Source organism: Buttiauxella sp. 3AFRM03 (genome assembly GCF_003675305.1).
GTDB classification, from domain to species: Bacteria; Pseudomonadota; Gammaproteobacteria; order Enterobacterales; family Enterobacteriaceae; genus Buttiauxella; species Buttiauxella ferragutiae.
In genome coordinates this window covers 1,778,195-1,805,107 of the sequence record NZ_CP033076.1, presented here as the reverse complement: position 1 = coordinate 1,805,107, position 26,913 = coordinate 1,778,195, and the positions used below count along the sequence as shown (strand labels likewise).

Annotated in this window: 21 protein-coding genes and 2 pseudogenes; 5 read left to right on the top strand and 18 right to left on the bottom strand. The window is 50.9% G+C overall.

Annotated elements, in window-relative coordinates; all coding sequences use genetic code 11:
• Positions 1-61 precede the first annotated feature (61 nt).
• The 9 genes and pseudogenes from D8682_RS09935 to D8682_RS09895 all read right to left on the bottom strand — a co-directional run bounded on the left by D8682_RS09935 (position 62) and on the right by D8682_RS09895 (position 9,929).
• Entirely contained in the window at positions 62-1,054 is a 993-nt protein-coding gene (locus D8682_RS09935) for an HAD family phosphatase (protein WP_121814182.1), read from the bottom strand.
• Positions 1,051-2,067 (bottom strand): BatD family protein, encoded by a 1,017-nt coding sequence (locus D8682_RS09930; protein WP_121814181.1) that lies wholly within the window; start codon positions 2,065-2,067, stop codon positions 1,051-1,053. Before D8682_RS09930 ends, D8682_RS09935 begins: the two co-directional genes overlap by 4 nt.
• Complete coding sequence (locus D8682_RS09925) at positions 2,064-3,587, bottom strand: tetratricopeptide repeat protein (protein ID WP_121814180.1); 1,524 nt, start codon at positions 3,585-3,587, stop codon at positions 2,064-2,066. The genes D8682_RS09930 and D8682_RS09925 overlap by 4 nt, the downstream gene beginning before the upstream one ends.
• The gene (locus D8682_RS09920; protein ID WP_121814179.1) at positions 3,584-4,561 is read right to left on the bottom strand and encodes a VWA domain-containing protein; all 978 of its coding nucleotides are present in this window, start codon (positions 4,559-4,561) and stop codon (positions 3,584-3,586) included. The genes D8682_RS09925 and D8682_RS09920 overlap by 4 nt, the downstream gene beginning before the upstream one ends.
• Positions 4,554-4,994 carry a DUF4381 domain-containing protein gene (locus D8682_RS09915; RefSeq protein WP_121814178.1) on the bottom strand — a complete coding sequence of 147 codons (441 nt, stop codon included), beginning with the start codon at positions 4,992-4,994 and terminating at the stop codon, positions 4,554-4,556. The genes D8682_RS09920 and D8682_RS09915 overlap by 8 nt, the downstream gene beginning before the upstream one ends.
• Positions 4,995-5,900: a DUF58 domain-containing protein gene (locus D8682_RS09910; RefSeq protein ID WP_121814177.1), complete on the bottom strand. Its 906-nt coding sequence runs from the start codon at positions 5,898-5,900 to the stop codon at positions 4,995-4,997.
• A pseudogene (locus D8682_RS09905) lies at positions 5,900-6,898 on the bottom strand (AAA family ATPase). The gene D8682_RS09910 and the pseudogene D8682_RS09905 overlap by 1 nt, the downstream one beginning before the upstream one ends.
• A complete protein-coding gene (locus D8682_RS09900; RefSeq protein ID WP_121814176.1) occupies positions 6,895-8,190 on the bottom strand; it encodes an anaerobic sulfatase maturase in 1,296 nt (431 codons plus the stop codon). Before D8682_RS09900 ends, D8682_RS09905 begins: the two are co-directional and overlap by 4 nt.
• 149 nt (positions 8,191-8,339) lie before the next feature.
• Positions 8,340-9,929, bottom strand: a complete 1,590-nt coding sequence (locus D8682_RS09895; protein ID WP_121814175.1) for an arylsulfatase — start codon at positions 9,927-9,929, stop codon at positions 8,340-8,342.
• 645 nt (positions 9,930-10,574) lie between these two features.
• On the opposite strand from D8682_RS09895, the gene D8682_RS09890 reads away from it, so the two are divergent.
• On the top strand, positions 10,575-12,182 hold the full coding sequence (locus D8682_RS09890) for a mechanosensitive ion channel family protein (RefSeq protein WP_121814174.1): 1,608 nt from the start codon (positions 10,575-10,577) through the stop codon (positions 12,180-12,182).
• Positions 12,183-12,190: 8 nt separating this feature from the next.
• Here the strand turns inward: D8682_RS09890 and D8682_RS09885 are convergent, their stop codons facing one another.
• On the bottom strand, positions 12,191-12,445 hold the full coding sequence (locus D8682_RS09885) for a membrane-associated sensor domain-containing protein (protein ID WP_064548953.1): 255 nt from the start codon (positions 12,443-12,445) through the stop codon (positions 12,191-12,193).
• 149 nt (positions 12,446-12,594) lie between these two features.
• Between D8682_RS09885 and D8682_RS27190 the strand changes: the two are divergent.
• Positions 12,595-12,669, top strand: a pseudogene (locus tag D8682_RS27190) (type II toxin-antitoxin system mRNA interferase toxin, RelE/StbE family); the annotation flags it as partial.
• A 2-nt stretch (positions 12,670-12,671) separates the two neighbouring features.
• Here the strand turns inward: D8682_RS27190 and D8682_RS09880 are convergent.
• The 3 genes from D8682_RS09880 to ppiB form a co-directional block, all read right to left on the bottom strand.
• The gene (locus D8682_RS09880) at positions 12,672-13,457 is read right to left on the bottom strand and encodes a hypothetical protein (RefSeq protein WP_121814173.1); all 786 of its coding nucleotides are present in this window, start codon (positions 13,455-13,457) and stop codon (positions 12,672-12,674) included.
• Between the two features lie 106 nt (positions 13,458-13,563).
• Positions 13,564-14,283, bottom strand: a complete 720-nt coding sequence (gene lpxH / locus D8682_RS09875) for a UDP-2,3-diacylglucosamine diphosphatase (protein ID WP_202914399.1) — start codon at positions 14,281-14,283, stop codon at positions 13,564-13,566.
• A gap of 14 nt (positions 14,284-14,297) precedes the next feature.
• Complete coding sequence (ppiB, locus tag D8682_RS09870) at positions 14,298-14,792, bottom strand: peptidylprolyl isomerase B (protein WP_064548946.1); 495 nt, start codon at positions 14,790-14,792, stop codon at positions 14,298-14,300.
• Positions 14,793-14,968: 176 nt separating this feature from the next.
• Between ppiB and cysS the strand changes: the two genes are divergently transcribed.
• Positions 14,969-16,357 (top strand): cysteine--tRNA ligase, encoded by a 1,389-nt coding sequence (cysS, locus tag D8682_RS09865; protein WP_121814172.1) that lies wholly within the window; start codon positions 14,969-14,971, stop codon positions 16,355-16,357.
• A 72-nt stretch (positions 16,358-16,429) separates the two neighbouring features.
• Positions 16,430-17,110: a helix-turn-helix domain-containing protein gene (locus D8682_RS09860; protein WP_162303009.1), complete on the top strand. Its 681-nt coding sequence runs from the start codon at positions 16,430-16,432 to the stop codon at positions 17,108-17,110.
• A gap of 56 nt (positions 17,111-17,166) precedes the next feature.
• Here D8682_RS09860 and ahpF read toward each other — a convergent pair whose 3' ends face one another.
• Complete coding sequence (gene ahpF / locus D8682_RS09855; protein ID WP_064548940.1) at positions 17,167-18,735, bottom strand: alkyl hydroperoxide reductase subunit F; 1,569 nt, start codon at positions 18,733-18,735, stop codon at positions 17,167-17,169.
• Positions 18,736-18,822: 87 nt separating this feature from the next.
• On the bottom strand, positions 18,823-19,386 hold the full coding sequence (gene ahpC, locus D8682_RS09850; RefSeq protein ID WP_064548938.1) for an alkyl hydroperoxide reductase subunit C: 564 nt from the start codon (positions 19,384-19,386) through the stop codon (positions 18,823-18,825).
• Between the two features lie 438 nt (positions 19,387-19,824).
• On the opposite strand from ahpC, the gene opgB reads away from it, so the two are divergent.
• Positions 19,825-22,113 carry a phosphatidylglycerol--membrane-oligosaccharide glycerophosphotransferase gene (gene opgB / locus D8682_RS09845; protein ID WP_121814170.1) on the top strand — a complete coding sequence of 763 codons (2,289 nt, stop codon included), beginning with the start codon at positions 19,825-19,827 and terminating at the stop codon, positions 22,111-22,113.
• 99 nt (positions 22,114-22,212) lie between these two features.
• On the opposite strand, the gene gdhA is transcribed toward opgB, so the two are convergent.
• The 3 genes from gdhA to D8682_RS09830 form a co-directional block, all read right to left on the bottom strand.
• A complete protein-coding gene (gene gdhA, locus D8682_RS09840) occupies positions 22,213-23,556 on the bottom strand; it encodes an NADP-specific glutamate dehydrogenase (RefSeq protein WP_064548934.1) in 1,344 nt (447 codons plus the stop codon).
• 100 nt (positions 23,557-23,656) lie between these two features.
• Complete coding sequence (gene entD, locus D8682_RS09835) at positions 23,657-24,331, bottom strand: enterobactin synthase subunit EntD (RefSeq protein ID WP_121814169.1); 675 nt, start codon at positions 24,329-24,331, stop codon at positions 23,657-23,659.
• Positions 24,332-24,436: 105 nt separating this feature from the next.
• Positions 24,437-26,719 carry a TonB-dependent siderophore receptor gene (locus tag D8682_RS09830; protein ID WP_121815678.1) on the bottom strand — a complete coding sequence of 761 codons (2,283 nt, stop codon included), beginning with the start codon at positions 26,717-26,719 and terminating at the stop codon, positions 24,437-24,439.
• Positions 26,720-26,913: the final 194 nt, after the last annotated feature.

Sequence of the window (26,913 nt, the reverse complement as noted above, 5' to 3'; positions counted from 1 at the left end):
TTGTTAAAAGCCCTTAACTCAGAGCTATGAGTTAAGGGCTTTTGTGTTGGATACAATGACATTATTTACATAATGCTGGGTCGAAAACTGTTTTCCAGTCGTGCTTCATATCGACGATAGCCCAGCCTTTTTCTTTCGCCAGGCTTAGCCCTTCAACCAGTTTTCCACTCGCCGGTGGATGGCTGTCATAAGCGTATTCACGCTCCGCATCTGTGTGGTGAACCAGTAAACCGAAGGTCTTATAGTCCGGATTTGACGCGGTGTACTGCATCATCGCTAAATCACCGTCGCTGTTACCAAACGCCGCAACCGGGCGCTGGCCCATAAACAGGTGAATGGCGACCGGTTTGGCTGCCGCATCGTCGTTAAAAGCGCCTTTCATGGTTTTACGCAACTGCGTGCCGTTGTCTGTCAGGGAAAACTCGCTGAGCGAGAATGATCCGATAACCTGCTCAGGCGGGATGCCATACATTTTTTCTGCCACTACGCGCATAAAATCAATGCCGCCTCCGGACACAATCCACGTTTTAAAGCCATTTTCACGCAGGTAATCGAGTAACTGACGCATCGGCTGGTAGCTCATTTGATCATATCTGCAGCCAAAACGGTTATCACGATGGCTGTCGACCCAGTTGCTGACACGCTGGTTAAACTCCTCGGTAGTGATGTTGCTGTGAGTCAGCTCTAAAAGCTGAATCAGCCCCTTCTCACCGGAAGCCACAACGGTTTTTAAATCGTCATTTAGTACCGCGCTCACAACAGGGTCGTTTTTCCATTCAGGGTGCTCAGGTGCCAGGCGCTTCACTTCATCCACCGCAAACTGGAGCTGGAATGTCAGCGGAGCTTCGGGCCACAACGTTCCGTCGTTATCAAATACTACGTAGCGTTTTTCGGGTGGAATATAGGTCGAGCGGTCTTTGTCGGTGGAGTTTTGCACCCACTGCTCAATGGATTGTTTCGCGGCGGTGTCGTTCCACGTCGAAAGCGGGTCGGCGGCGTGCGCTGCGACCATCGTGCCGAATAACATGACGCTCAGTAGTAATGTGTGTTTCATCGTTCACCCCTTTTGGTGGGAGTCAGTTCGGGCAATGGGACAGGGTTCCAGAAGCGCTGCCAGACACGGTGCAGATATCGCACACTGCGCCACAGCAAGCGTCGCGTAAACCAGATGAGTAATGCCAGGACGGCGAAGGTTCCAATAATCAAAACGGTGCGCCAGTTGTCATCATCGGTGGTGCCGCGCAGTGCGGATTCACCGCCTGCGGCGCGAGCGTCCAGAACCTGCATCGTTGAGCCGGGCAGTTCAGCCAGTTGCCACTGCTGATTTGCCGTATCCCACCAGCGTAATTTAACGGGAGGAATCGTGATGGTTCCTGCTTGCGACGGCAGATAACGCAATGTTTCAACGCGTTGTGCTCCTTCAATTTCGCCACGGCCTGTTTTGAGCGAGGAATTCACAGGTGTCAGGCGCTGCGTCTCGGTGCCTGGAATCGCATACAGCAATTGTGGAATTTGCGTCGCCACAATGCCGTTGGCTTGTACCGTCACGGTGCGTTCAACCACGTCACCGGCGTGAAGTTTGTCGTCTTTGGCGGCGTGATACTGGGTGATTTTCTGGCTGAGCGTTAGGTTGTTGGCGGGCAGGAAACGATCCGGCTGTTCCACGCCTTTCGGCCAGACAACGTCTTTTTTCAGCTCCGGCAATTGCACGGTAACGGGCGGCTGGTTGGGCGATGTCAGTGTAATTTCCACCGCAGGTATGTTTAGCTCGCCCTGATCCCATGCCATAAGCTGTCTTTCCAGGCGCACACCGCTCCAGCTAATGCCGTTTTTCTGGCGGCTCAACAGTTGGTTTGGCAGCGGCGTGGCGAGTAACGAGCCATTTTCAATTTTAAAATCAGGCCATTGTGGCGGCGGATTAAACCAGCTATCCGTCCAGAAGGTGATGGCCACGCGCACCGGCTGACCGGGTGCGACATGCTCGGGCGCTTCAAGCTCACGGGTAATATCCATCGCCGCTCGGGCAGGCAGCACCGCCAGTAAAAGCAGCATCAGCAAGGCTCTCATGGCGCTTCCTCCGTATTGGCGCGGTAGAGATTTTCCAGCAGGCCAGAGGGGGAAACTTCCAGGTTTTCAAACCACTGATTAACCTGCGGGCTACTACTGGCAACCGGTTGAATGTCTTTCTGATTTACGCCCTGATCTTTCTTGAGATCGTGCTTAATTTCGTCCGGTTTATAGTCCTGTTCTTTACCCTGGGCCGCCTGGCGATCGCGCTCTTTCTGGCGTAATTCCATAATAATTTTGGCGATGGCGGCGCGGTTTTTCTGCGCCATTACCCAATCCGGGCGCAGGCTTAAGGCGCGGTCGTAACTGTTAATCGCCTGCTGCCACTGCTTTTGTTGGGCGTAGCTGTTGCCCGTCCATAACAGCGTTTCAGCGGTTTGCGGAGCCTGGCGAAAAGCCGAGGCGGCGGCGACAAAATCCTCGGCGCGGTAATACGCGATGCCCTGCCACAGCGGGTTCTGGAATCGTTCTGCCGCCTTTTTGTAGTCGCCTTTATTGAACGCGATTTGCCCCTGCATATTCGGGCTGACCCACGCATCCTGCCAGGCGGCCTGGCTTTGCGGCATGTGGAGCAGCGGCACCAGCACAACCAGCCAGCAAATCAGCTGACGCCGCCCGAGCAGCAATAATAAAAGCATGGGGATCACCAGCAGATAACCGCTGTTTTTCCAGTGTAAATCGCCGCGCGCGTTGTTTTGCGCGGAAACCGATTGTTGAATGTGGCTGGCGAGCACTGATAAATCGCTGTCGTCGCTGGTCACCAGCGTGACCGGAATACCGCCATCGCGAATCTGGCTAAAACGTTCGACGTTCAGGCGCGTATCAATGCCACGCTGGGCGTAGCTTTCCGGCAGTTCGCCGCCGCGAGCCGTACCCGGAACCCAGATTTGGATTGGCGCTTTAAGCTGCGCCAGCCAGGCCGCGTCTTGCGCGGAAAGGGTGTCGGCAATCAATATAATATTGCGCGGCATATTTGGCGTTTCCGGCATGTTTTTCATCGCAAGGTCGATGGCCTGTTTCAGCCCGGAACCTTCGCCTTCCGGCAGTAAATTCGGGCTTTGCGCATGTAAAAACAGCGAGTAAAACGTCGGGTCGGAAGTGAGCGGCGTGGTCAGATACGCATGAGAGTTGTACACCACCAGGCCGAAATGCGTGCCGGTCGAGCGGTTCATCAGGTCCATGATTTTGCTCTGCATACGCTGGTGGCGGCTCGGCGCGAGATCCTGGGCGTACATCGCCGGATCCTGCTGCAAAACCACCATCATATTGCTTTGCTGCGTGAGTGCGGCGGGCAGTTCGCGCTGCCAGGTGGGGCCCGCTAGCGCGATGACGCCCAGCGCGCAAAGCCATGGTAAAACCTGAGTCAGCTTTTTTTGCCGCCCGATAATCAGCGCTTTGGCAAAAGGCTTGTCCATTATCTGGTGCCAGGCGCTGCGCTGGCTGGTGGCAACAAACCACAGCAGGGCGCAAATCAGCAGGCCGAGCAGCCGCCAGGGATAAACAAAATGGAAGTCGCTCATGCTGTTTTCTCCCGCACAAAGCGTGTGACCGCGAGCAAAATCAACAAAGCCAGCGCCAGCAGCAGCGGCCACTGGAACAGCGGAATGTGCCACGACCAGCCGATGGATTTCACCTGCACCGGCGTAATGGCGTCGATTTCTTGCCACACGCTATCGAGAGCCGCGCCGGAACCTGCGGCGGTCCAGGATTTTCCGCCGGTAATGCGTGCGATGTCCTGCATCAGCGGCAGATCCACTTTCTCATCGCCAGTGCTGTTCAGGTCGCCAAATGCGATGGTGTGCACCTGAACGTGATGCGATGCCGCCAGTTGCGCCGCGAGTGCTGGCGCTAACTGCGATGCGGTGTCGTTGCCGTCGGTGAGTAAAATCGCCAGTTTGCTGGCGTCTTTGTTGGTGGTGCTGTCGAGCAGTTTTACGCCCACGCCCAGCGCGTCGCCAATCGCGGTTTGTTCGCCAATCATGCCCGGTGCGAGCTGGTTGATGCGCGTTTGCAGCGCCTGTTTGTCTTCGCTGACCGGCGCAAACGGCCAGGCGGAGCTGGCAAAAATCACCAGCCCGATGCGGTCAGTTTTACGCGCCGTGACGAATTTGCGCACCGATTCCTGAACCGCCTGCAAACGGGTGATCCCGCCCTGCACGTCGTTTTTGCTCATCGAACCGGAGACATCAAGAATCAGCACCACATCGCGCATCGGCTTTTGAATGTGCTGCGGCGGCGTCAGGTATTCCGGGCGAGAAAGGGCGGCGACTAACAGAATCCACACCAGCCAGAAGAGCAGGCCTGAGAGTTTGCTGGTGCGCACCGGCTGGCTATTGAGTTTCAGCTCATCAATTAATTCCGGCAAGAACGGCACGCGAACGTGTTCTTTGACTTCACGGTCTTGCGGTAAAAAATAGCGGCCAAGCAACGGCAGGAAAATCAGTAACCACACCCACGGCCAGGCGAAATCGAGGCGGCTCAGAAACTCAGACATAAGGTAGTTTCTCCAGCCAGTGTTTCAGTTGAGTTTGCAGGCGTGCGTTTTGATTCGTCTCGAGCTGGTTATCCGGCTGGCAATATTTGGTGCTCAATTGCTGGCGCAAATCGGCGTCGATTTCTACATGCTGCAAGAGTTGTTCTGGCGAAAGCGTGTGGCTAATTTGGCTGCGCGGATGGTGCATCAGCAGAATGCGTTTTATCAGTTCCAGCCAGCTATCGGCGCTATGCAGTTGCTGCAATGCCGCCAGCGCTTCACGACGCCACACGTTGCGCCGCCATCTCGCCAGGCGGAATAACCCGAATATAATCAGCACGATAAGAAAAACGCCGCCGAGCACAAACCAGCCGGGCGGCAAGGGAAACCAGGAGATACTTGGTGGAAGTGCCGGGTTTAACAGCTCCGGTACGCTAAATCCTTTCTCGAGCATTCAGACGCCCTTTTGTAGCTGCTTGAGAAGATCGTCTGTGACGACTATCTGATTCACGCGGATGCCAAGCCGTGTCAGTCGGTTTTGCAGGCGCGCAAGCCGCGCCGTAATGCTTTGCTGGATGTCATTTTTAAGTCCCGGCGACAGCGAAAATGCGGCTTCGTGCCCCTGATAGCTGGCAGCAAGATTGCCCTGTTCTGGCAGTGACAGATGAAGATCGTCGAGGGTAATGAAGGCGCTGATTTCGCACCGCCGCCGCAATGCGGCCAGTAATGCTTCGCCTGATGCATCCAAATCGTGAAAATCGCTGATCACTGCCACCCACGACCCACTGGGGATCAGGTGGCTTGCGTGTTGCAGGACATGGCTAAGGGTGACTGTTGCGGGCGTTTCGTCAGGGTAACGTTCAGGTAATTGCTGGTTATATTGCAGCACGTCGTCGAGCACGGCGGGCAGGCTTGTCCTGGGAGAACGGCATTTTTGCAGGTTGTATTTTGTGTCGCTGAATAGCGCGCTGCCAAGACGGTCGCCATCGTGCCAACTGCGCCATGCCAGCAGACCGGCAATTTTTGCTGCCGCCACTGATTTGGTTTGCCCGCGAGTCGCAAAAAACATATCCAGCCGTTGGTCGACTATCAGGAAAACCGGTCGTTCACGCTCTTCGTTATACAAACGAATCCACGGCGCTCGCAGACGAGCGGTAGCCTGCCAGTCGATCAAACGCACGTCATCACCAGGTTGATAGCGCCTGAGACTATCAAAATTAAGTCCGCGACCTTGCTGGCGAGAAACGCGTTCCCCCGCCAGCGCACCCGGTGGGATTTGCCCCGGTGGGTTCGACAGCAATCGGGCTTCGTTTGCCAGCGCCATCAGGATTTTTCGGTCCACCTGCAATGCGCTATCCATCAGGCCACCACTGCATCGAGCAGCATCCGAATCACTTCATCAGGCGAACAGTTATCGGCATTGGCCTGGTAGCTCAACATCAGGCGGTGGCGCAGCACTGCCGGTGCGACGCGCTGAATATCTTCCGGCAGCACCGCATCACGGCCTTCAAGCCATGCCAGGGCACGTCCACAACGGTCAAGAGCCAGAGTACCGCGCGGACTTACGCCAAAGGTGATGTAGCTGGCGATGGTGTCGCTGATACCTTGTGGATGACGCGTCATATCCACCAGATTGACAATGTAATTTTCAATGGTTGGTGCGACGTAAATGGCTGAAATTTCCTGCCAGCAGGTAGCGATATCGGCTTAAGAAAGCATCAGGGTTTCTGGCGGTATATCCTGAGAATCTTCGCGGCCTGCCAGGTATTTTTCCTGCTGCTCAGAGCGCACCAGTTGCATCACTTTTTGCTCGTTCTCTTTGGAGGGGTAGTCCACCAGAACTTTCATCAGGAAGCGGTCAAGCTGGGCTTCTGGCAGTGGCCAGGTGCCTTCCTGATCAACCGGGTTTTGCGTAGCCAGCACCATGAAGACGCCAGGCAATGGCCAGGTTTTCCCGGCAACGGTTACGTGGCGTTCTTCCATGGCTTCGAGCAGGGCCGATTGCACACGCGCCGAGGCGCGGTTTATCTCATCGGCAAGAATGATATTGCCGAATACCGGGCCTGGGCGAAAACGAAACTGATCTTCTTCACGTGTGGCGTTTTGCTGGTAAATTTCGCTGCCGGTAATATCTGAAGGCAGAAGGTCCGGCGTGAACTGAATTCTACGGAAATCACCTTCCACATGGCGAGCTAGCTCACGCACGGCACGGGTTTTAGCAAGACCAGGCAAACCTTCAAGCAGCACATGTCCGTCGCACAGCAGGGCGACAATCAGCATGCGCACCAGTGATTCCTGCCCCAATACTTGTTGGTTCATCCGCTGCTCTAGTTCAAGCAGTTTCTCTCTGTTTGTCATTTGCGCAATCCTGCAAAGTCACGTTTCAAAAGCGTAGCGAGCCCGACCAAAATCGGCTCGGCGTAATTGAAGAAAGTTTTGATGCCAGGGCACAGATAATTGAGGCCAGGCTCGCCATCGGGTGTGCGGACAAGACGGTTTTTCGGGCATTCACCCCAGCATAATTTCAGATAGGGACACTGCTTGCAGTATTCCGGCAACGTATCTTTCTTACCCATGCCAAAGGCTTTCTGGCGTTCGGAAAATGCCAGATGGGCGAGTTTGGTGTTTTCGATATTGCCTATCTGGTATTCCGGATAAACATAGTGATCGCAGGAGTAGATATCGCCATTTTTTTCGATTGCCAGACCTTTGCCGCAAAACTCCGACGCGGTACAAATCTGCGCTGGCATGCCCATGGTTTGCGCGACGGCGGTTTCGAACAGGTTGACTTGCACGCGGCCCAAATCGTTATTGACCCACTCTTCAAATACCGTTTTCAGGAAAGTGCCCCAGTCATCAGGATCCACTGACCAGTCGGTGACGATGGAGTCGAGGTCGCCAGGTTTTGCGCGGCGGGTGCCGGTAATAGGAATGGTGTCATCACGCCAGAATTGCGGGGCGGTGACTTTGAAATCAACTGGCTCTACGCATGGGTTGAACTGCACGTAGGTTGCACCCAGCTCACGGGTGACAAAGCGGTACACTTCCAGCGGGAAGCGGGCATTGGTGCGGTTGACGGTGACGAGGGCGTTAAACGGGACTTTGTATTTTTTGAGTGCTTCGACGCCTTTCATCACTAAGTCGAAAGTTGGTTTGCCGCTGCGTGTGACGCGATAGCGGTCATGCAGTTCCCGTGGGCCGTCAATTGACAGCCCCACCAGAAAACGGTGTTCTTTGAGGAATTCGGCCCATTTGTCATTAATCAGCACGCCATTGGTTTGGAGATCGTTTTCGACGCGCTGACCGGGTTTTTGGTACTGCTTCTGGAATTTGACGACCTTTTCAAAGAATTCCAGTCCCATCAATGTGGGCTCGCCACCTTGCCACGAGAAAACCACTTGTTCGCCATCTTGCCCGTCGATGTACTGGCGAATGAAGTTTTCCAGCACTTCGTCGCTCATGCCGGTGTGGCGGTCTTGATGCAGCAGATCTTCTTTACTCAGGTAAAAACAGTAGGTGCAGTCGAGGTTGCAGGTGGAGCCGCTCGGCTTCGCCATGACGTGGAAACGGCGTTTGTATTCAGGGCCCTTGCCATCGTATTTCTCTGCTGAGGGTAATGCTTTAACCGGCAATGTGGTGCTGTACTTCATAACTGCCCCTTTGAAAACTCTTTTTGGACAACGGAGGATTTACGTAGGGCGGGTAAGCCTGCGCCACCCGCCATTTCGGGTGCAAATGGTGGATGACGCTCGCGCTTATCCACCCTACGGATTTATTAATCCACCTGATTCACCGCGAGTTAGTTATTCGCGTTTGAACCCTGTTCGATCATTGCCGCTGCGTCAGAAACGGTGAATGAACCTGGTTTCTGGCGTGGTGGGTAATCTTTAAAGGTCGCCAGCATTTCTTTCACGTATTTCTGCGCGCCGCCCATCAGGAACATGCGGTCGTAGAACCAGCTCTGGTAACCCATACCGTCGGAAGCTTTCTCAAGCGGATCAACTTCCAGATCGAAGATCATTGGCGCACGTAGTTTGGTGAACGGATAACGCCACAGATCGAGCCCCGTGTGTTCCTGAATCATGAAGTGCGCTTTCCAGCGACCATAGCGGATTGCCAGTAGGTCGCCGTCATCACTCCAGTAGAAGAACTCTTTACGCGGGTCTTCGCCTTTGCCTTGCAGGAAGTCGAGCTGGTTATAGCCATCAAGATGTACTTTGTAGGTGATTGATGGGGTTTTGTAGCCCTTCAGCAATTGCTCTTTGATATCCGGAACACCCGCTGCGGCAACAAGAGTTGGGAACCAGTCGTTACTGCCAAAGATGTCGTTTATCAAACTGCCCGGTTTGATATGTCCTGGCCATTTGATCATTGCAGGGACCCGGAAACCGCCTTCCCAGCCGGTGTTTTTCTCACCACGGAACGGAGTGATACCCGCATCAGGCCAGGTTGCCGTCATCGGGCCGTTATCGGTGGTGTAGAGAACGATTGTGTTATCTTCGATGCCAAGATCTTTAATCTTTTGCAGCACCTCACCGACCATTTTGTCATGCTCGACCATGCCGTCAGCGTAAGTCCCAAGTCCTGTCGCGCCGATGCTGGCATCTTTGAGGTGAGTTTTGTTATGCATACGGGTGGTATTAAACCACGTGAAGAACGGCTTACCGGCTTTGGTCTGGCGTTCCATGAAGTCGTTGTTTGCGGCGAGTGTTTCTTCGTCAACGGTGCCCATACGTTTAACCGTAAGTGGGCCGGTATCTTCAATTTTGCCGTCGGCCGAGCTTTTAATGACGCCACGTGGGCCAAATTCTTTACGGAATTCAGGATCTTTCGGGTAATCCGGATTCTCTGGTTCTTCTTCGGCATTCAGGTGGTAGAGGTTGCCGAGAAATTCATCGAAACCGTGCGCGGTTGGCAGGAACTCGTCGCGGTCACCGAGATGGTTTTTACCAAACTGACCGGTAGCATATCCGAGCTGTTTAAGGATGTTGGCGATGGTGGGGTCTTCTTTGCTCAGACCCTGCGGAGCGCCTGGCATACCGACTTTACTCATCCCGGTACGGAATGGCATTTGCCCAGTAATGAACGAAGAACGCCCAGCTGTTGAGCTTTGTTCTGCATAGTAGGAGGTGAACTTGGCGCCTTCATTGGCAATACTGTCGATGTTCGGTGTTTTGTAACCCATCATGCCTTGGTTATAAGAACTGATATTCCAGTAACCAATATCATCACCGAAAATAACCACGATGTTGGGTTTTGAAGCGTCTTGTTTCGGTGCGTTTTCGGGTGATGCTGTGGCGGGAGTGGCTTGAACAGCGGACACGGCACCAGACATTAATGTAAGCATGCTGGCTATCATTGTCCTTTTAAAAGGGACGTTATTAAGCATCTTTGGGACTCCGTTCATTTAGGGACTAAATGAGTATAGTCAAGACGAGAAATTCGCTATTACATTTTGAATTATTTTGAAGGGAAGCTATTAATATTAAAAAGAAAGTCATGAGTAAGGCACGGAAATACCGAGTAATTAATCTTCAGATAGCAATTTCATAAAAATCTTGAATATTTTAATCCAAATAGTTTTAGTGGTTAATTATTAGAAATAATAACTATTATTGAAAGCTATAAAGTAAATAGAAAGGGGTTGTGATCCATTGAACTCACAACACAAAACAGTCCTCAGCGGCGATGAGAAAGATATCGTATTATTCCGTTAAGATGATTACCGTTTCCTGAAGAAGTATTAAGTACGTCAAGGTAGTTAAACAGGACAATAATAAGTTATTAATTTCTTAATTTTTTTTTGCATAAACAGAGTTGTTAAATTGCAGGATACGGCTACTGTCATATAAATGACGCGAAATTGCAGCAACCCTTCGGATGGCGTTAACTCGTTCATGTGTGCTAGCTCTCACTGGACGATCCCGATACACGCTTTCTGATTACGTATACTTGGCAATTTTAAAAGGATGGTTTGACGGTTGCCTTACGGACTGATGTACCACCAGGCAGTAACGGATTTTCGGGAGGAAGGATGAGCAAAGCTTTAATGGGTCTATGCATTTGTCTGTTGCTATTCACTTTACAAGACGCAATCAGTGCTGAGCCACGTCAGGCACCTTCCCCGCAGGAACAGGCGCGTACCTTGTCTCTGCTTAATCAACCCGTTGTGATGCTACAGGCAAAATTTGGGCTTACCACGCCAGAAGAACGGGTTAAGCGTATCGTTACGATCTTGCGCTCACTCGATGATAAGGATCTGGCCCAACCGGTTGAAACTCATAATGTAACGCGATACCGGCAGCCTGCCGTGCTTTTTTCTGTCAACGGCAAACCCTTTATGTTACTGGCTCAGGGAGACCTTGATGAAGGGGATGACCTGACGCTTGCGGAGTCGGCGGAACGTGTCAGGTTGCGTCTCGATACGCTTCGTCTCTCATTGTCTGAACAGTACTCTTCGCGTTACCTCTTATCCTCCTCGGTAAAAAGTCTGGCTGGGGCACTGGTGATAGTCGCATTGATTTGGTTTTCCCTGCGATCCTATGCCTGGCTGAAACGGGTATATACCGTGCGGCGCGCTCAGCGGAAAAGTATCATTCCTGGCGAGCTTCGCGCGTTTCTCGGTCCGATTGAGGTGCGGCTGTATGCTGTTTTTCTTACCACCACCATCCTCGTAGCATTTTACATCTGGGTAAGTTGGGTATTGCGGCTGTTTCCCTGGACGCGGATTTGGGGCATGGAGCTGGGAAGTTATGCGATAGGGCTATTGCAACTGATGGGGCTGGCGGCACTTTCCGCTCTACCGGGTCTGGTCATTGTTGTCGTAATTTTTATCATCACAGCGCTGGTAACGCGTTTGTTGAGACTAGTGTTAAGGCGAGTCGAAACCGGACAATTACATCTGCCGGGGTTACATCCGGATACGGTTGGCGTGACCCGCAAGCTTATCAGCGTAGTCATCTGGTTATTCGCTTTGTCAGCGGCATATCCATTTCTGCCGGGCGCTAATTCACTCGCCTTCAAAGGGATAAGCGTTTTCTTCGGCCTGATGCTGACGCTGGGATCTGCCGGATTGATGAACCATGCCATGAGCGGGCTGGTTCTGACCTATTCCCGTGCACTGCGTAAAGGTGAAGTCATCAGAATTGCAGATCATGAGGGGGTTGTCAGTGAGGTGGGCATGCTGGCAACTAAAATTCTGACACGAGAGAACTACGAGGTGACGGTTCCCAACGCAGTGGTCGTTAGCGGCAGAATAGTTAACTTAAGTGCAACGCTCAAAGGCGAAGGTGTCAACATGACGACCAGTGTCACCATTGGTTATGACACGCCGTGGCGGCAGGTTGAAGCTATGCTGGAACTTGCCGCAAGCCGTACACCTGGAATTAACCGCGACATTCCTCCGTTGGTGCGGCAGTTGGCGCTGCAGGACTGGTATGTGGCGTATGAGCTTCAGGTTCGGCTGAAGGCGGGTGAGTCACTGGCTGGTGTCAGAAGTACTCTACATGGCCATATACAGGATGTGTTTAATGAATTCGGCGTGCAGATCATGTCACCTAATTTCATCAGCCAGCCCGATCAGCCGGTACTCGTGACCAAGTCGAACTGGTTTGCCCCTCCAGCAGGAGAAAAAGAAAAATAAGATGCCGATCAGCCGTGTTTCCACATCAAGCTGATAGTCATCAGCATTGCCATACAAAGAGGTGTGAAGCTGGCAGGGAGACGATAGATGAAAAGTACCAACAGAAGCGACAAAGCAATAATACCGCCCGTAATTTCGTCTATAAACGGCAATATTTCCATGTGTGCGCCGATCGAGCGGTCAAAGTTACTGATGAGAACATTGCGGAACAAAATGATCAGCGCAAAACTGACATTCACAAATGTGAACCACGGGATACTCACTGATAGCGCCTGTCTGACCATATCACTATGGTTCTGCTACAGTGTATTCAAAGGAGGTGACGCGGCCTGACGTATTTTCCCTGTTTTTTATCACATAATCACGGCAGGCCAGATGAGACAACTTTCTATACCTGCGAATTGAAGTATGACGGGGGATGCCTGACTGCCACAAAATAAAGCTCAGGTCATCCGGTTATCGCTTTGTATACCAGGTCATTAATGAAAATTATTCGCTTCGAGCAAATTCATTTTCGACTTGATTGACCCTTTGTAAGTACTGTGAAAATTGCTGTTCCAGCACGTTGAGGTCTACATTTTTTATATTTGATTTTTTCAGGCGAATTTCCTCTGTGCGATTGCCATATTCTATATCAATCACGATTTCGATTTCATTAATGCCTATTTCTTTGATGAGGGCCGGTGGAATAAGTAAGGGATCGGAAAATAAACCAGGGGTAATGACTACTGTTTCTGTCGTCCAGGCTATTGCCGGGCGCTTATGCAAACGGAACCCGTTATACAGGAAGACTGCTGCTATTGATGCAAGCATGATGCCGAGTAGTGAGCCAGAGCTAAAGACTAGCCCTAAACCCGGCCCCATAAGAATGGCACCGGTGATCAAAACCTTATCGGAATTGAATAAATAAACCTGTTCCCATTCCATATTTTCTTTTTTCGATAAAGAAGCGAGTTTACTAAAAGTAGCCAGGCTGTTACTGCGTAAAATACCGTGGAGCAGAAAAGCCCCGATAGGCAGAAGAGCAAGGGTGGCTATGGATATCAGCCATACAGATAGCAGCCGCCAACGTGAAAAAAGAAAGGCAGAGATGAATACAACGGCCAGCGCACCCCAAAATAGGTTTTGCATGAGATATAAAATAATCATCAGATCGCGATCGGTCATTACCATCAACATTTCATATGCCAGGTAATTAAAAATGGCGCTAAATATCATTACGGCGAATAAGTTGATAACAAATCCAATCCAGAAGCATCGCGCTAAGTTTTTCACGGGTAATCCTTTTAGATGAAAAAAAGATTGTCTACCCCTGATATATAAATGCAATGTTAATTATGCTGCCTATATATTCGCAGTTTATATTTTTCTGGGTTATGAATTAAAACTCGAAGGGAATTAACTCGACGTCTTGGGCTGTGACTTTAATCATTGACCCTTGTGTATGCCATGCGCCAAGCACGCAGCGAAACGCGGGTTTTCCGTTTGCAGAAAGAGCGTGAATTTCCGGGCGATGGGTATGACCATGAATCATCCACTGCACCTGATGGCGGCTGAGGGCGTCGATCACCGCGTGCGGATTCACATCCATAATCGCCATGGATTTGCTGCTATTTGAGGCTTTGCTGCCAGCACGCATTTTGGCGGCGACGCGCTTGCGAATAAACAGCGGTAGGGCGAGGAATAACCATTGCAGCCAGGGCTGGTGGACTTTTTTGCGGAACGCCTGATAACCGTGGTCGTCAGTGCATAACGTGTCGCCGTGCAGCGCCAGCATTTTGCGGTCGTATAAGTTGAGGACTTGTTCTTCTGGCAGTAATGTCATGCCGCTCAAACGGGCAAAACGTTTACCGACTAAGAAATCGCGGTTGCCATGAATAAAGAAGCAGGGTACGCCGGAATCAACCAGCTCTTTGATCGCTACTGCAATTTGGCGGTGCAGCGGTTCGGGGTCGTCGTCACCAATCCAGGCTTCAAACAGATCGCCAAGGATATAAAGCGCGTCTGCTTCCCGTGCTTGACCCGCCAGAAAACGCAGAAAACCGGCGGTGATCGCCGGTTCTTCTGAACACAGATGTAAATCTGCGATAAAAAGCGTCATCGCCATCGGGCGAGTTATTCGCTTACGGTTACGCTAGTGATAACCACGTCTTCTTTAGGAACGTCCTGGTGCATACCGCTGCGGCCAGTGGACACGCCTTTGATTTTTTCAACAACGTCCATGCCTTCTACAACTTCGGCAAATACGCAGTATCCCCAACCTTGCATGCTTTCGCTGCTGAAGTTCAGGAAATCGTTGTCAGCCACGTTAATGAAGAACTGAGAGCTTGCAGAATGTGGTGCCTGAGTACGCGCCATTGCCAGCGTACCTTTGGTGTTTTTCAGGCCGTTATTCGCTTCGTTCTGGATGGTGTCTTTGGTTTCTTTCTGCTTCATACCCGGTTCAAAACCGCCGCCCTGGATCATAAAGCCATTGATCACACGGTGGAAAATGGTGTTGTTGTAGAAACCTTCGCGGCAGTAATCGAGGAAGTTTTTAACAGTTTCCGGCGCTTTATCATCAAAAGTTTTGATGACGATATCGCCGTGATTAGTTTGAAAAGTAACCATGCTGTGTATCCTATATTAGTCAGACAGTGTTCGGGCAGACGGTGCCGCGACACAAGGTGGTTGTTATAGCATAACTGCTGATGATCATCACCTTGCAAAGCGTGCTGCTTCCGTGTGGAATTTTGAGGTAACATATAACCTAATTTCGATTACACACGCTGATATGGAATCCCCTGATGTTAAAAATCTTTAATACAATGAGTCGCCAAAAAGAGGAATTCAAACCTATTCATGCCCCAGAAGTTGGCATGTACGTGTGTGGTATCACCGTTTACGATTTGTGTCATATCGGACATGGCCGCACTTTTGTCGCTTTCGACGTGGTTGCACGTTACCTGCGTTTTCTCGGCTATAAGCTTAAGTATGTGCGCAACATTACCGATATCGACGATAAAATTATTAAACGCGCCAATGAAAATGGCGAAGATTTTGTCGCGCTGGTTGACCGTATGGTGGCTGAAATGCACACCGATTTCGACGCGCTGAATATTTTGCGCCCGGACAGCGAGCCGCGCGCCACCAAACACATCCCAGATATCATCGAAATTGTTGAACAGCTTATTGCGCGTAATCACGCCTATGTTGCCAGCAATGGCGATGTGATGTTCTCCGTGGAAACCGACGCGGATTACGGCAAGCTTTCGCGTCAGGATCTGGATCAACTGCAAGCTGGCGCTCGTGTTGAAGTAGAAGCGAACGTTAAACGTAATCCGATGGATTTCGTGCTGTGGAAAATGTCCAAGCCGGGCGAGCCGAGCTGGTCATCTCCGTGGGGCGAAGGCCGTCCTGGCTGGCACATCGAATGTTCGGCGATGAACTGCAAACAGCTCGGCAACCATTTTGATATTCATGGCGGCGGTTCAGACTTAATGTTCCCGCACCACGAAAACGAAATCGCGCAGTCAACTTGTGCACACGGCGGCGAGTACGTTAACACCTGGATGCACTCCGGGATGGTGATGGTTGACCGTGAAAAAATGTCCAAATCGCTGGGCAACTTCTTCACTGTGCGTGACGTGCTGAAATATTACGATGCCGAAACCATTCGTTACTTCCTGATGTCCGGTCACTATCGTAGCCAGTTGAACTACAGCGAAGAAAACCTGAAACAGGCACGGACTTCGCTTGAGCGTTTATATACCGCTCTGCGTGGCACGGATTCGAGCGTTCAACCTGCGGGCGGCGAAGCATTTGAAGCGCGCTTCCGTGAAGCGATGGATGACGATTTCAATACCCCGGAAGCGTACTCTGTACTGTTTGATATGGCTCGTGAAGTGAACCGCCTGAAAACCGAAGATTTGGCGGCAGCAAATGGCCTGGCTGCGGCGTTACGCAAGCTTTCTGGTGTGCTGGGTTTGCTTGAGCAAGAACCTGAAGCTTTCCTGCAAAGTAGTGTGCAGGCTGACGATGGTGAAGTGGCTGAAATCGAAGCTTTGATCAAACAACGTAACGATGCCCGTCAATCGAAAGACTGGGCGCTGGCGGATCAGGCTCGTGACCGTCTTAATGAGATGGGGATCGTGCTGGAAGATGGCCCGCAAGGGACGACCTGGCGCCGAAAGTAACATTTATTCAGTTAGATAAAACATAAAGCGGCTTAGGCCGCTTTTTTATCAGCTATGATATTGGTGACAAGAATGAAAATAGGCCAATTCATGGGTAACACAAATAAAAAAGACGGTGAATCACTGAATCCACCTCTTTACTTGATCAGACCGGTCACTGATATCGTTGCTTTGAGAAAAGCGCTTTCTGGCTCTGGGATAAAGCAGTCTTTCCTTGCTGAGGACATCATTAATGCCATTGGGGAAGAAGGAAAACATCTTTATCTCTTCGAGGGAGGGGAATATACGTTTTTGCGTTCCAGTGATGGTTTAGTGATTTCGTCGGCAAGAGGCGAATTAATCTACGGTATCGCCGAGTGTATTCGTCCTCGCGGTGGCTGGTCTTTAAGAATAGAAGAACCCTGCGACTGTTGGGTTGTTCCAGCGGAAAAAGCCTTTGAAATAATTACCCAAAAGCAACTTTGGGAATCTGTCGCTAATATTTTTGCGTGGTATTTGCAGATATTTACCTCACGTGAAGAGCACCTGGTTGGCGTCCCGGCTTACGTGATGATCCGCACTAAATTGCTTGAATTACAGGCACAACCCGAAGACTTTCGCCGTGATATGAATGTAGCGGATTATATTCAGCAACGTACGCAGCTCGCGCGCAGCACGATTATGGCAATACTCGGAGAGCTACGGCGCGGAGATTACATTGAGATTAAACGCGGCAGGCTGGTGGCAGTGAACCATTTGCCGAAAGAATATTAAAAAAAGCTCTGGCTGTAAGGCCAGAGCTTTTTGGTTTTTGCAGGTGACTTATTGTCTTATGAGTTATTTGGGGTACGAATCAGGTAATCAAATGCGCTCAGTGAAGCTTTCGCACCTTCGCCAGTGGCGATAATAATTTGTTTATAGGGCACGGTAGTGCAGTCGCCAGCAGCAAAAACACCCTTCACAGTGGTTTCACATTTCGCATCAATGATGATTTCACCCATGCGGTTGCGCTCTACGCTGCCTTCCAGCCAGTTGGTGTTTGGCAACAGACCGATTTGCACGAAAATCCCCGCCAGTTCAATCTCATGTACATTTTCGGTCAGGCGATCTTTGTACTGTAAACCAGTGACTTTGCTGCCATCGCCTTTCACTTCCAGCGTTTGCGCATTCAAAATAATGTCGACGTTTTTCAGGCTGCGGACTTTATTCTGCAACACCTGGTCGGCTTTCATTTCTGGGGCGAACTCAAGCAGCGTAACGTGTTCGACGATACCCGCCAGATCAATTGCTGCTTCAACCCCAGAGTTACCGCCGCCGATCACCGCCACGCGTTTGCCTTTAAACAGTGGGCCGTCGCAGTGTGGGCAGTAAGTCACGCCTTTGGTGCGATACTGTTCTTCGCCTGGCACGTTCATATTGCGCCACTTCGCTCCCGTCGCAATGATAATGCTGCGAGCGCTAAGTGTTGCGCCGGAAGCCGTTTGAATCTGGTGCAAACCGCCTGCGGTTTTAGCCGGTATTAATTTGCTGGCACTTTGCGTGTCGATAACATCCACATCGTAATCATCAACGTGGGCTTTCAGTGCGCCAGCCAGTTTCTGCCCTTCGGTTTTCGGTACCGAAATGTAGTTTTCGATATCAACGGTATCTAATACCTGGCCGCCAAAACGTTCGCCCATCAGGCCGGTGCGAATGCCTTTACGTGCCGAGTAAACCGCAGCAGCAGCACCCGCTGGGCCGCTACCGACAATTAATACATCGTAAGCTTCCCGTTTGTTCAGGGCTTCGGCTGCGCGCTTTTCGGCACCAGTATCAATTTTGCTGACAATTTCCGCGAGCGTCATCCGGCCTTGACCGAACTCTTTGCCGTTCAGGAACACCGCAGGCACACCCATCACGTTGCGCTCCTGAATTTCATTCTGGAATACGCCGCCGTCAATGGCGATATGGCTGATGCGCGGGTTTAACACGCTCATCAGGTTCAGCGCCTGCACCACGTCCGGGCAGTTGTGGCAGGAGAGCGAATAAAAAGTTTCAAAATGGAAATCGCCGTCAATTTCGCGGATTTGCTCAAGCAAATCTTGTGACTCTTTCGACGGATGTCCCCCGGTTTGTAGCAAAGCTAAAACCAGAGAAGTAAATTCGTGGCCGAGTGGAGAACCTGCAAAGCGCGGGCCTTTATCGGAACCTGGATTGGTAATCAGAAACGACGGTTTGCGTACCGGTAAATCGTTATTAATCGTGAAAGTAACTTTGTCAGATAACTCAGCAATCTCTGCCAGCAGTTCCTTTATCTCGGTTGATTTTGCGCCGTCGTCCAGCGTGGCAATCAACTCAACAGGTTTGGTTAATCTCTCAAGGTAAGCTTTGAGTTGGGTTTTCATGTTGTTGTCGAGCATGGGTAAATCTCCCTGGTGGCAAAGCCTAAAGTGGCAAAGTGGCGGGTGTCGCGCTACGGCTCACCCGCCCTGCGAAAAGAAAAGTGATTAGATTTTGCCGACCAGGTCTAATGATGGAGCCAGCGTAGCTTCGCCTTCTCTCCATTTAGCCGGGCAAACTTCACCTGGGTGAGAAGCGACATATTGAGCAGCTTTCACTTTACGCAGCAGGTCAGACGCGTCACGGCCAATGCCTTCAGCAGTTACTTCGATAGCCTGAATGATGCCCTGTGGGTCAACAATAAAGGTACCGCGGTCAGCAAGGCCCTGATCTTCGCGCATGTTTTCGAAGTTACGGGTCAGTGCGCCAGTTGGGTCACCAATCATCGCGTATTTGATTTTTGCGATGGTTTCAGAACTGCTGTGCCACGCTTTGTGGGTGAAATGGGTATCGGTAGAAACAGAATAAATATCTACGCCCAGTTTCTGGAACTCGTCGTAATGGTCAGCCACATCGCCCAGTTCAGTCGGGCATACAAAAGTGAAGTCAGCAGGATAGAAGAAGAAAACGCTCCAGCGGCCTTCTACGTCTTGCTCGGTAACTTCAATAAATTCACCGTTTTTAAAAGCGCTGTTTTTGAATGGTTTGATTTTTGTATTAATTAAAGACATCTGTATTTTCTCCGTTTTGCGATGGGAGAAAGGTACCGAATATTCGTGCCAGGCTCTAATGGGTAGGCTGTATCGAATTGATAAGTTTTACCTAACAACTTAAGTCACAGGCAAAAAAAACCACCCGTTGCCGGGTGGTCTCAGTTTGTTGCTTGTTGCGCGTTACAATTCCACTTTAAAAAATCATAACAGCGGCGGGATTAAATCACTGTTGCGCCAGATGGGTCAATCCACTCAATCGTTATATTAACGATGGTTCTGATAGCCACCATCTATGAATCATGCCCATCATGGTTGTCCATAATGCGTACAATTCCGAAAGCAGCACACTTTCATGTCAGAAAAATTGCAGGAGTGTGACAACACGGCTAGATTTAGCCAGCACCAGCTATGAGTACCTTTTGCGCCAGTGCGCACATTCATCTCGAGGGTTAGGCGTTGTCGGAATTGCTTTCACTTGTATTGTTTGTCACAGCCATTGCCGTGTACGCCTTTAAAGCCGGACGTAATCTCTGGTGGTTTAGCGTCATCCTGCTTATTTTGGGTTTGTATATTGTCCTGAACGTGACGTTTGTCGCCAGTAACTACTTCACCGGCGAAGGTATTAATGATGCTGTGCTGTATACCCTGACGAGCAGCATGACGGGAGCCGGGATTGGCAAATATATTCTTCCCGGTGTTGGGGTGTTTGTCGCACTGGTCGCGGTATTCGGCGGTTTGACCTGGATTCTGCGTCGCCGCAAAGGGTATCCCCATCATTTGGGTTATAGCCTGTTAGCAATCGTGTTGGCGATGGCCTCGGTCGATGCATCACCCGCGTTTCGCCAGGTGACAGAACTGGTTAAATCACAAACCCGCTCAGGTGATTCTGATTTCGATGTTTATTACAAAGTCCCGCAAGGCACAATTAATAACCCAAAACTTAATCTCGTTTATATTTATGGCGAAAGTCTGGAACGCACTTATTTAGAACCGGAGTATTTCCCTGATTTAGCACCGGAATTAACCGGGCTGAAGAATGGAGGCATAGATTTTAGTCATACCGTTCAATTACCTGGCACCGATTATACCATCGCCGGAATGGTTGCTTCACAATGTGGTATACCGTTATTCGCCCCGTTTGAGGGGAATTCATCAGCCTCGATGTCGAGTTTCTTCCCGAAAAATATCTGTTTGGGCGATATCCTGAAAGCATCGGGTTACGAAAACTACTTTATGCAGGGCGCAGACTTACGTTTTGCAGGGAAAGATATTTTTTTACAATCCCATGGCTTCGACCATATGTACGGGGCGCAAGAACTGAAGTCGATGGTTGCTGACCCGGCTTACCGCAATAACTGGGGCTTCTACGACGATACCGTGCTGGATGAAGTGTTCGAAAAATATCTCGAGCTTTCGAAAGCGAACAAACGTTTTTCACTGTTCACTTTAACGGTCGATACGCATCACCCGGACGGCTTTATTTCGAAAACCTGCAAACGCCGCAGTTATAGCTTTGAAGGTAAAGAAAACCAATCTTTCAGTGCCGTGGCCTGTAGCCAGGAACATATTGCTGCGCTTATAGAGAAAATAAAAGCCTCAGCGTATTTTAAAAATACCGTGATCGTCGTTTCCTCTGACCATCTGGCGATGAATAATACCGCCTACAAATATCTCAATCAGCACGATAGAAATAACCTGTTCTTTATTATTCGTGGTGATCAACCACAGGCAGATGTGGTGCCGGTAAAACGCAGCACTCTGGATAACGGGGCGACGGTGCTGGATGTTCTGGGTGGCGATAATTACCTTGGCCTGGGGCGCAGTAGTTTGTCGGGGCAGTCAATTGCCGCGGTGTTTCTTAACGTGAAAGAAAAGGTGATGGAGTGGAAACCGGACGTCATCGATCTGTGGAATTTCCCGAAAACTATTACTCAATATGAGATAGACCAGCAGAAAAATACTTTTAGTTATTCTGGGGCGCATTTCAAAATGCCACTGCTGCTGCGTATTCTGGATAAGAAAATCGAGCCATTACCGGAAAGCGAATATTCTGCCCCGTTGCGCTATCAACTGGCTGATTTCAGTGAAAAAGATAAGTTCATTTGGGCCGATCGCTGTTTCAAAATGGCGCGTTTGTGGGAGCCGAAACTGGCACTTTCCACCGGCCTGTGTGTTGCTCAGGGGCAAATGGGCGGACAACCGTCAGTGCGTTTAATTGAACAGCCGCAGGAACAGCATGCGGTGGAGTTCGCAAAACAAGAGATCGACAAGGCGCGTTATAAAAACACTGTTGCGCTATTAAAACTGGATGAAAATGCCATTCGTTACCCGGCCGATAGTTTTATTTTCAACGTGCCAGGTGCTCCGCTTGAGGTGAAAGCGTATTCCGGAATTTCACGTCCGGAAGAGTGGGGGCGCTGGTCCAATGCCAATCTGGCTCCCGAAGTGAAAATTGAATATGCCGAACCGTTACCGGAGAAATTTGATCTGGTGATCACAGCCAAAGCGTTTGGTCCAAATGTTGGTCAGCCGATGCCGGTAAAAATCGGTAGCCAGCAGCAGACATTAACGCTCGGTGAAGAATTGACTACCACTACGCTGCATTTTGATAACCCTGAGCGCAGTAACTTGCTGGAAATTATTCCGCCACAGCCGCAGTTATCTAATGAAGGGAATATTCTTGGCCATGAACCGCGCAAGCTGGGGATTGGGATGGGGGATATTAAGGTGGTTCCGGCGATTTAGTTGGCTAATGAAGTTGTCGGATGTCGCTAGCGCTAATCCGACTTACGGTTTTGTAGGGTGGATAAGCGCTTAGCGCCATCCACCGTTTACATCAAATATTTACAGAATTCCCTGGCCCAACATTGCATCGGCCACTTTGACGAAACCTGCAATATTGGCACCGCGCACATAATGCGTTTGCTTATCTTCGCCGCCGTAATTGACGCAGGCTTCGTGAATATCCAGCATGATGTGATGCAAACGAATATCCACTTTTTCAGACTTCCAGCTCAGGCGCGCCGCATTCTGCGCCATCTCCAGGCCTGAAGTTGCCACGCCGCCCGCGTTTGCCGCTTTGCCCGGTGCGAACAACACGCCAGCTTCCAGGAACAGATTGGTGGCTTCAATGGTGGTCGGCATGTTCGCGCCTTCGGCGACGGCTATTACGCCATTGGCGATCAGCGTGCGTGCCGCTTCGGTATCCAGTTCGTTCTGCGTAGCGCAAGGCAGCGCGATGTCGACTGGTACGCTCCACGGTTGCTGGCCTTCAAGGTAAACCAGACCAAACTCTTTCGCGTAATCAGCTACGCGCCCGTCGCGGCTGGATTTGATCTCAGTTAAACGCGCCAGCTTCTCGGTTGTGAAGCCCGCTTCATCCACCACGGTGCCGTTGGAATCGGAAGCCGTCACCACGCGAGCCCCCAGCGATAACGCTTTTTCGATAGCGTATTGCGCCACGTTACCGGAACCCGAAACGGCGACGCGCTTGCCTTCAAAACCCTGGCCGTGGCGTTGTAGCATGGCATCGGTGAAGTAAATCAGGCCGTAACCGGTAGCTTCCGGGCGAATCAGACTACCGCCAAACGACAAACCCTTGCCGGTGAATACGCAAGACGTATTGTTGGAGAGCTTTTTCATCATCCCGGCCATAAAGCCCACTTCACGGCCACCCACGCCAATATCGCCTGCCGGAACGTCAGTGTCTGGCCCTAAATGGCGATACAACTCCATCATCAGTGCCTGGCAAAAACGCATAATCTCGCCTTCACTTTTGCCTTTTGGGTTAAAGTCGCTGCCGCCTTTACCCCCGCCCATTGGCAATGTCGTCAGCGCGTTTTTGAAGGTCTGCTCAAAACCTAAGAATTTCAGAATCGACAAATTCACAGAGGGGTGGAAACGCATCCCGCCTTTGAATGGCCCGATTGCGGAGCTAAATTGCACGCGCCAGGCGCGGTTAACCTGCACCTGATTTTTGTCATCCACCCAGGTCACGCGGAATTGAATGACGCGCTCAGGCTCGACTAAACGCTCCAGTAACGCGGAACGGCGATATTGCGGGTTTTGTTCGAGGAATGGCCACAGGGTGGTCATCACTTCACGTACTGCCTGCGCAAATTCAGGCTGGTGCGGATCACGTTGTTGAACAGAGGTGAGGAATGATTCGAGAGAAAGCGTGTTTTCCATAGTTCTGGAAGTCCTTTTTATAAGTCATGTTGTATTTGTGTTGTGTCTTTCGAATATAACATTCACTTATTACCGAACCGCAAGCGATTTCTCTTTATTCTCAGCCAAGCCGTATTAGCGTTATTAATTGCGTTGCGTTACCTTTCCATATTGCTTTGAATTCACAACCTTTTTTGTATGGGCCAAGTGAATGATTCAAAACCAGAATTAGCTGTTGATCATCAATTTTACTTATGGATGCAGCCGAAAAATCAAAGTAGCGCCCGACGTGACGAAACAAGGCTTTAAATAAACTTTCTTTCGCTGAAAACACCAAAGTTAAAGCGTAATTAAAGGGAAATGGCGATGCAGCGATCGGTTCTTTCTCTGCGTTTTCAATAATGCCGTTGTATATATCCAGCGCGACATTTGGCGCAATAATTTCTTCATAGTCGATGCCTACTCCCACTCGTAAAAGTGGGTCGTCAGCCATGACTGTTGCCAGCGCGATATTACCGCTGTGCGAAATGCTGCCGCTAAACCCTGGTGGCCAGCAAGGTTCGCGATGCAAACCGATTCCGGGAACATAATCGGCTACGCCATGAAAACGCAGCGCTTCAGCGGCGGCAATTCTTCCCGCGAGATGTTCGGCCTGGCGTTTTTTTACCGCACTGGATAAACGTTGATGATGCGGCAGCCATAACAGATCGTCGGGCTGAAAGGTTGTGGCGTCAAAATCGACGCGGAAAACCCGCTGACCAGGGAAGAAGTCGAAATGGGATAGTTGATATTGCATCGCGATCGCTTAAAAACGGTGGAAGTCGCTCACGCTAATCCACCTTACAACGGGTTTCTCATAGGGCGGATAAGCGCAGGCGTCATCCGCCGAATAGCCAAAAACTTAGAAGTGCGTATTCAGACTTAGATAATAAGTACGACCGGGCTCGTTATAGGTTGCGGCACCCGCGCCATACATATAACCGGTCGTGCCGCCAGTCGTCTGGGCATTACCCGCACGCCAGTGACGTTCGTCAAACAGGTTATCGATGCCCGCCGTCAGACTAACGTTTTTCGTCGCATCCCAGGTTCCGCTCAGGCCCAAAATGCTATAAGGGCTCACTTCGTTGGTTTCCGTTCCTGTTGCTGGCTGACCTTTATAGTTGTACTTCTTCGGCTGTTGCTTGCCGTACCAGGTAAAGGTCGATTGCAGTGAAATGTCCTGGCGAACCTGCCAGCTTAGCGTGGAATTCAAGGTATATTCCGGAATAACAGACAGGCGCTCGCCAGTCTCTTTATTCTTGCTTTCCAGCATATAAGTGATGTTATTCGTCCAGTTCACAGAATTGGAGACCGGCACGTTTAACGCACCTTCCAGGCCTTCTACCAGTGCCTCAGCAATATTATCCCACTGGTAAATATCTGTTTTGGTTTTGCCTGATGCCGTCTGGCCGATAGGGGCATAACCCGCTTCAATTTTGTTGCGGTAGTCGTTGCGGAACCAGGTCACACCGGCAAGCCAGCCATCACGTTTGAACTCAAGACCGATCTCTTTGTTAATGCTGGTTTCCGCTTTGAGATCGTCATTGCCCATCATGTAGCAACCCACGCCGGTGCCGCTGGCGTAGCAACCCTGGCCTTTGCTGTACAGAATGTAGTTCGGGTTGGTTTGATACAGGCTTGGCGCTTTATAGGCGCGGGCGATGCCCATTTTCAACGTGAAGTCATCACCTAAACCTTGAGACAGATTCAGTGACGGACTCCAGTTGTTGCCCACAATACTGTGGTGATCAAAACGCAGACCTGGCGTCAGCATGGTGCTGTCGGTCACTTCCATGTTGTCTTCAGCAAACAACGAGAAGATCTTTGCCTCCGAGTACGGGCTACGGTCGGTGCTGCTTGAGCCAGGGATCGGCCCGCCCATAAACGTCTGGCTGTTTGACGATAAATCTTTCATCTTCTGTTGGTTCCATTCGGTACCCAACGTCAGGTTCTGATTCACCACGAAATCAATCGGGATATTCACTTCGCTGTGCAACAGCACGTCGCTCAGGTCGATATCACTGAATTTATCGCTGGAGAAAATCCCTTCGGTACCACCGGCCAGGCCTTCCTGCATACGCGAGTTGCGCGTGTGCTCATACTGCACCCAGTTACTTGTGGTCAGGCCGCTATCCCAACCGCCGTTCCAGGTCAGTGAGTAACTCTGGCGATACAGACGGTTAGTCTCGTTACCATAGTTATCTTTAACGATTTGGTTGGTATTGGTGTTCTGCGTATCGCCGGAATACAGGTTGCCCTGGCGGCTGTAGCCCGCTTCCAGTTCCAGTGATTGCATCGGCGCAAAGTCCCAACGCACTACACCGTTGACGTCTTTGTTGGTGACACCTTCGCGGCCTGCGGGCAGCGTATCCGCATAAATCCCGGTACGCTCAGACTGGTGGCCCTGGTTAATGTCCCAGGCATCGGCTTGAGTTTTATCCAGATTACCGTACAGACGGAAGCTGAAATCCCCGCCCAGCGGGCCGTTCAGGCTGAAGTTGGTGCGCTTGGTTGAGCCTTCATCATTGTGCTCAGGCGCATTGAGATAAGTGTTCCATGAACCGTGCCACTCGCCGCTGCCTTTTTTGGTGATGATATTCACCACGCCGCCTGCTGCACCGTTACCGTAACGCGCGGCCGCAGGGCCACGAATCACTTCAATGCGTTCAACCATTTCTGGTGGCACCCAGCTTGCATCGCCGCGGGTATCACGCTCGCCACGCCAGCCCAAACGCACAGAGTTACGGCTGGTGACAGGTTTGCCGTCGATCAGAATCAGGGTGTTTTCCGGGCCCATACCGCGAATATCAATCTGGCGGCCGTTACCGCGCTGGCCGCTGGTGGAGTTACCGGTGAGGTTCACGCCAGGCATGGTACGGACGATCTCGGAGATATCACGCGCGGGTGGGCGCTTCTTGAGTTCTTCAGCGGTGATGGTCGAAACCCCTGGAGCCTGCAAGTTCTGCTCGGCAGCGGTAACCACCATGGTGTCTTCGTCGGCGGGGATCGGCGTGTTGTCGTTGCTTGTCGCAGCGGTTTGAGCCGTTGCTGATGCCGCTTGCTCTGCCGCGTAAGTGGGGAGTGTGGCACCGTAGATTCCCAGATTAATCAGCATCGCGAGGGAATAGTTAATTTTTATAGTCATTATGGCGGCCTGCTTTTCCGCTGAACCCGTTGTCATTCCATTCCCAGAGGGATCGGGTGCAGCATGGATTTCACATAGTGATACCAAGATCTCCCCGCCAACCCCCATGAAATGAGGAAATTGTGCGGTCAAGTCCGGCAATTTATTGTTTTTGCACCAGGAAGCTGGTAGCTCAAAGCGCGGAAATACGCTAT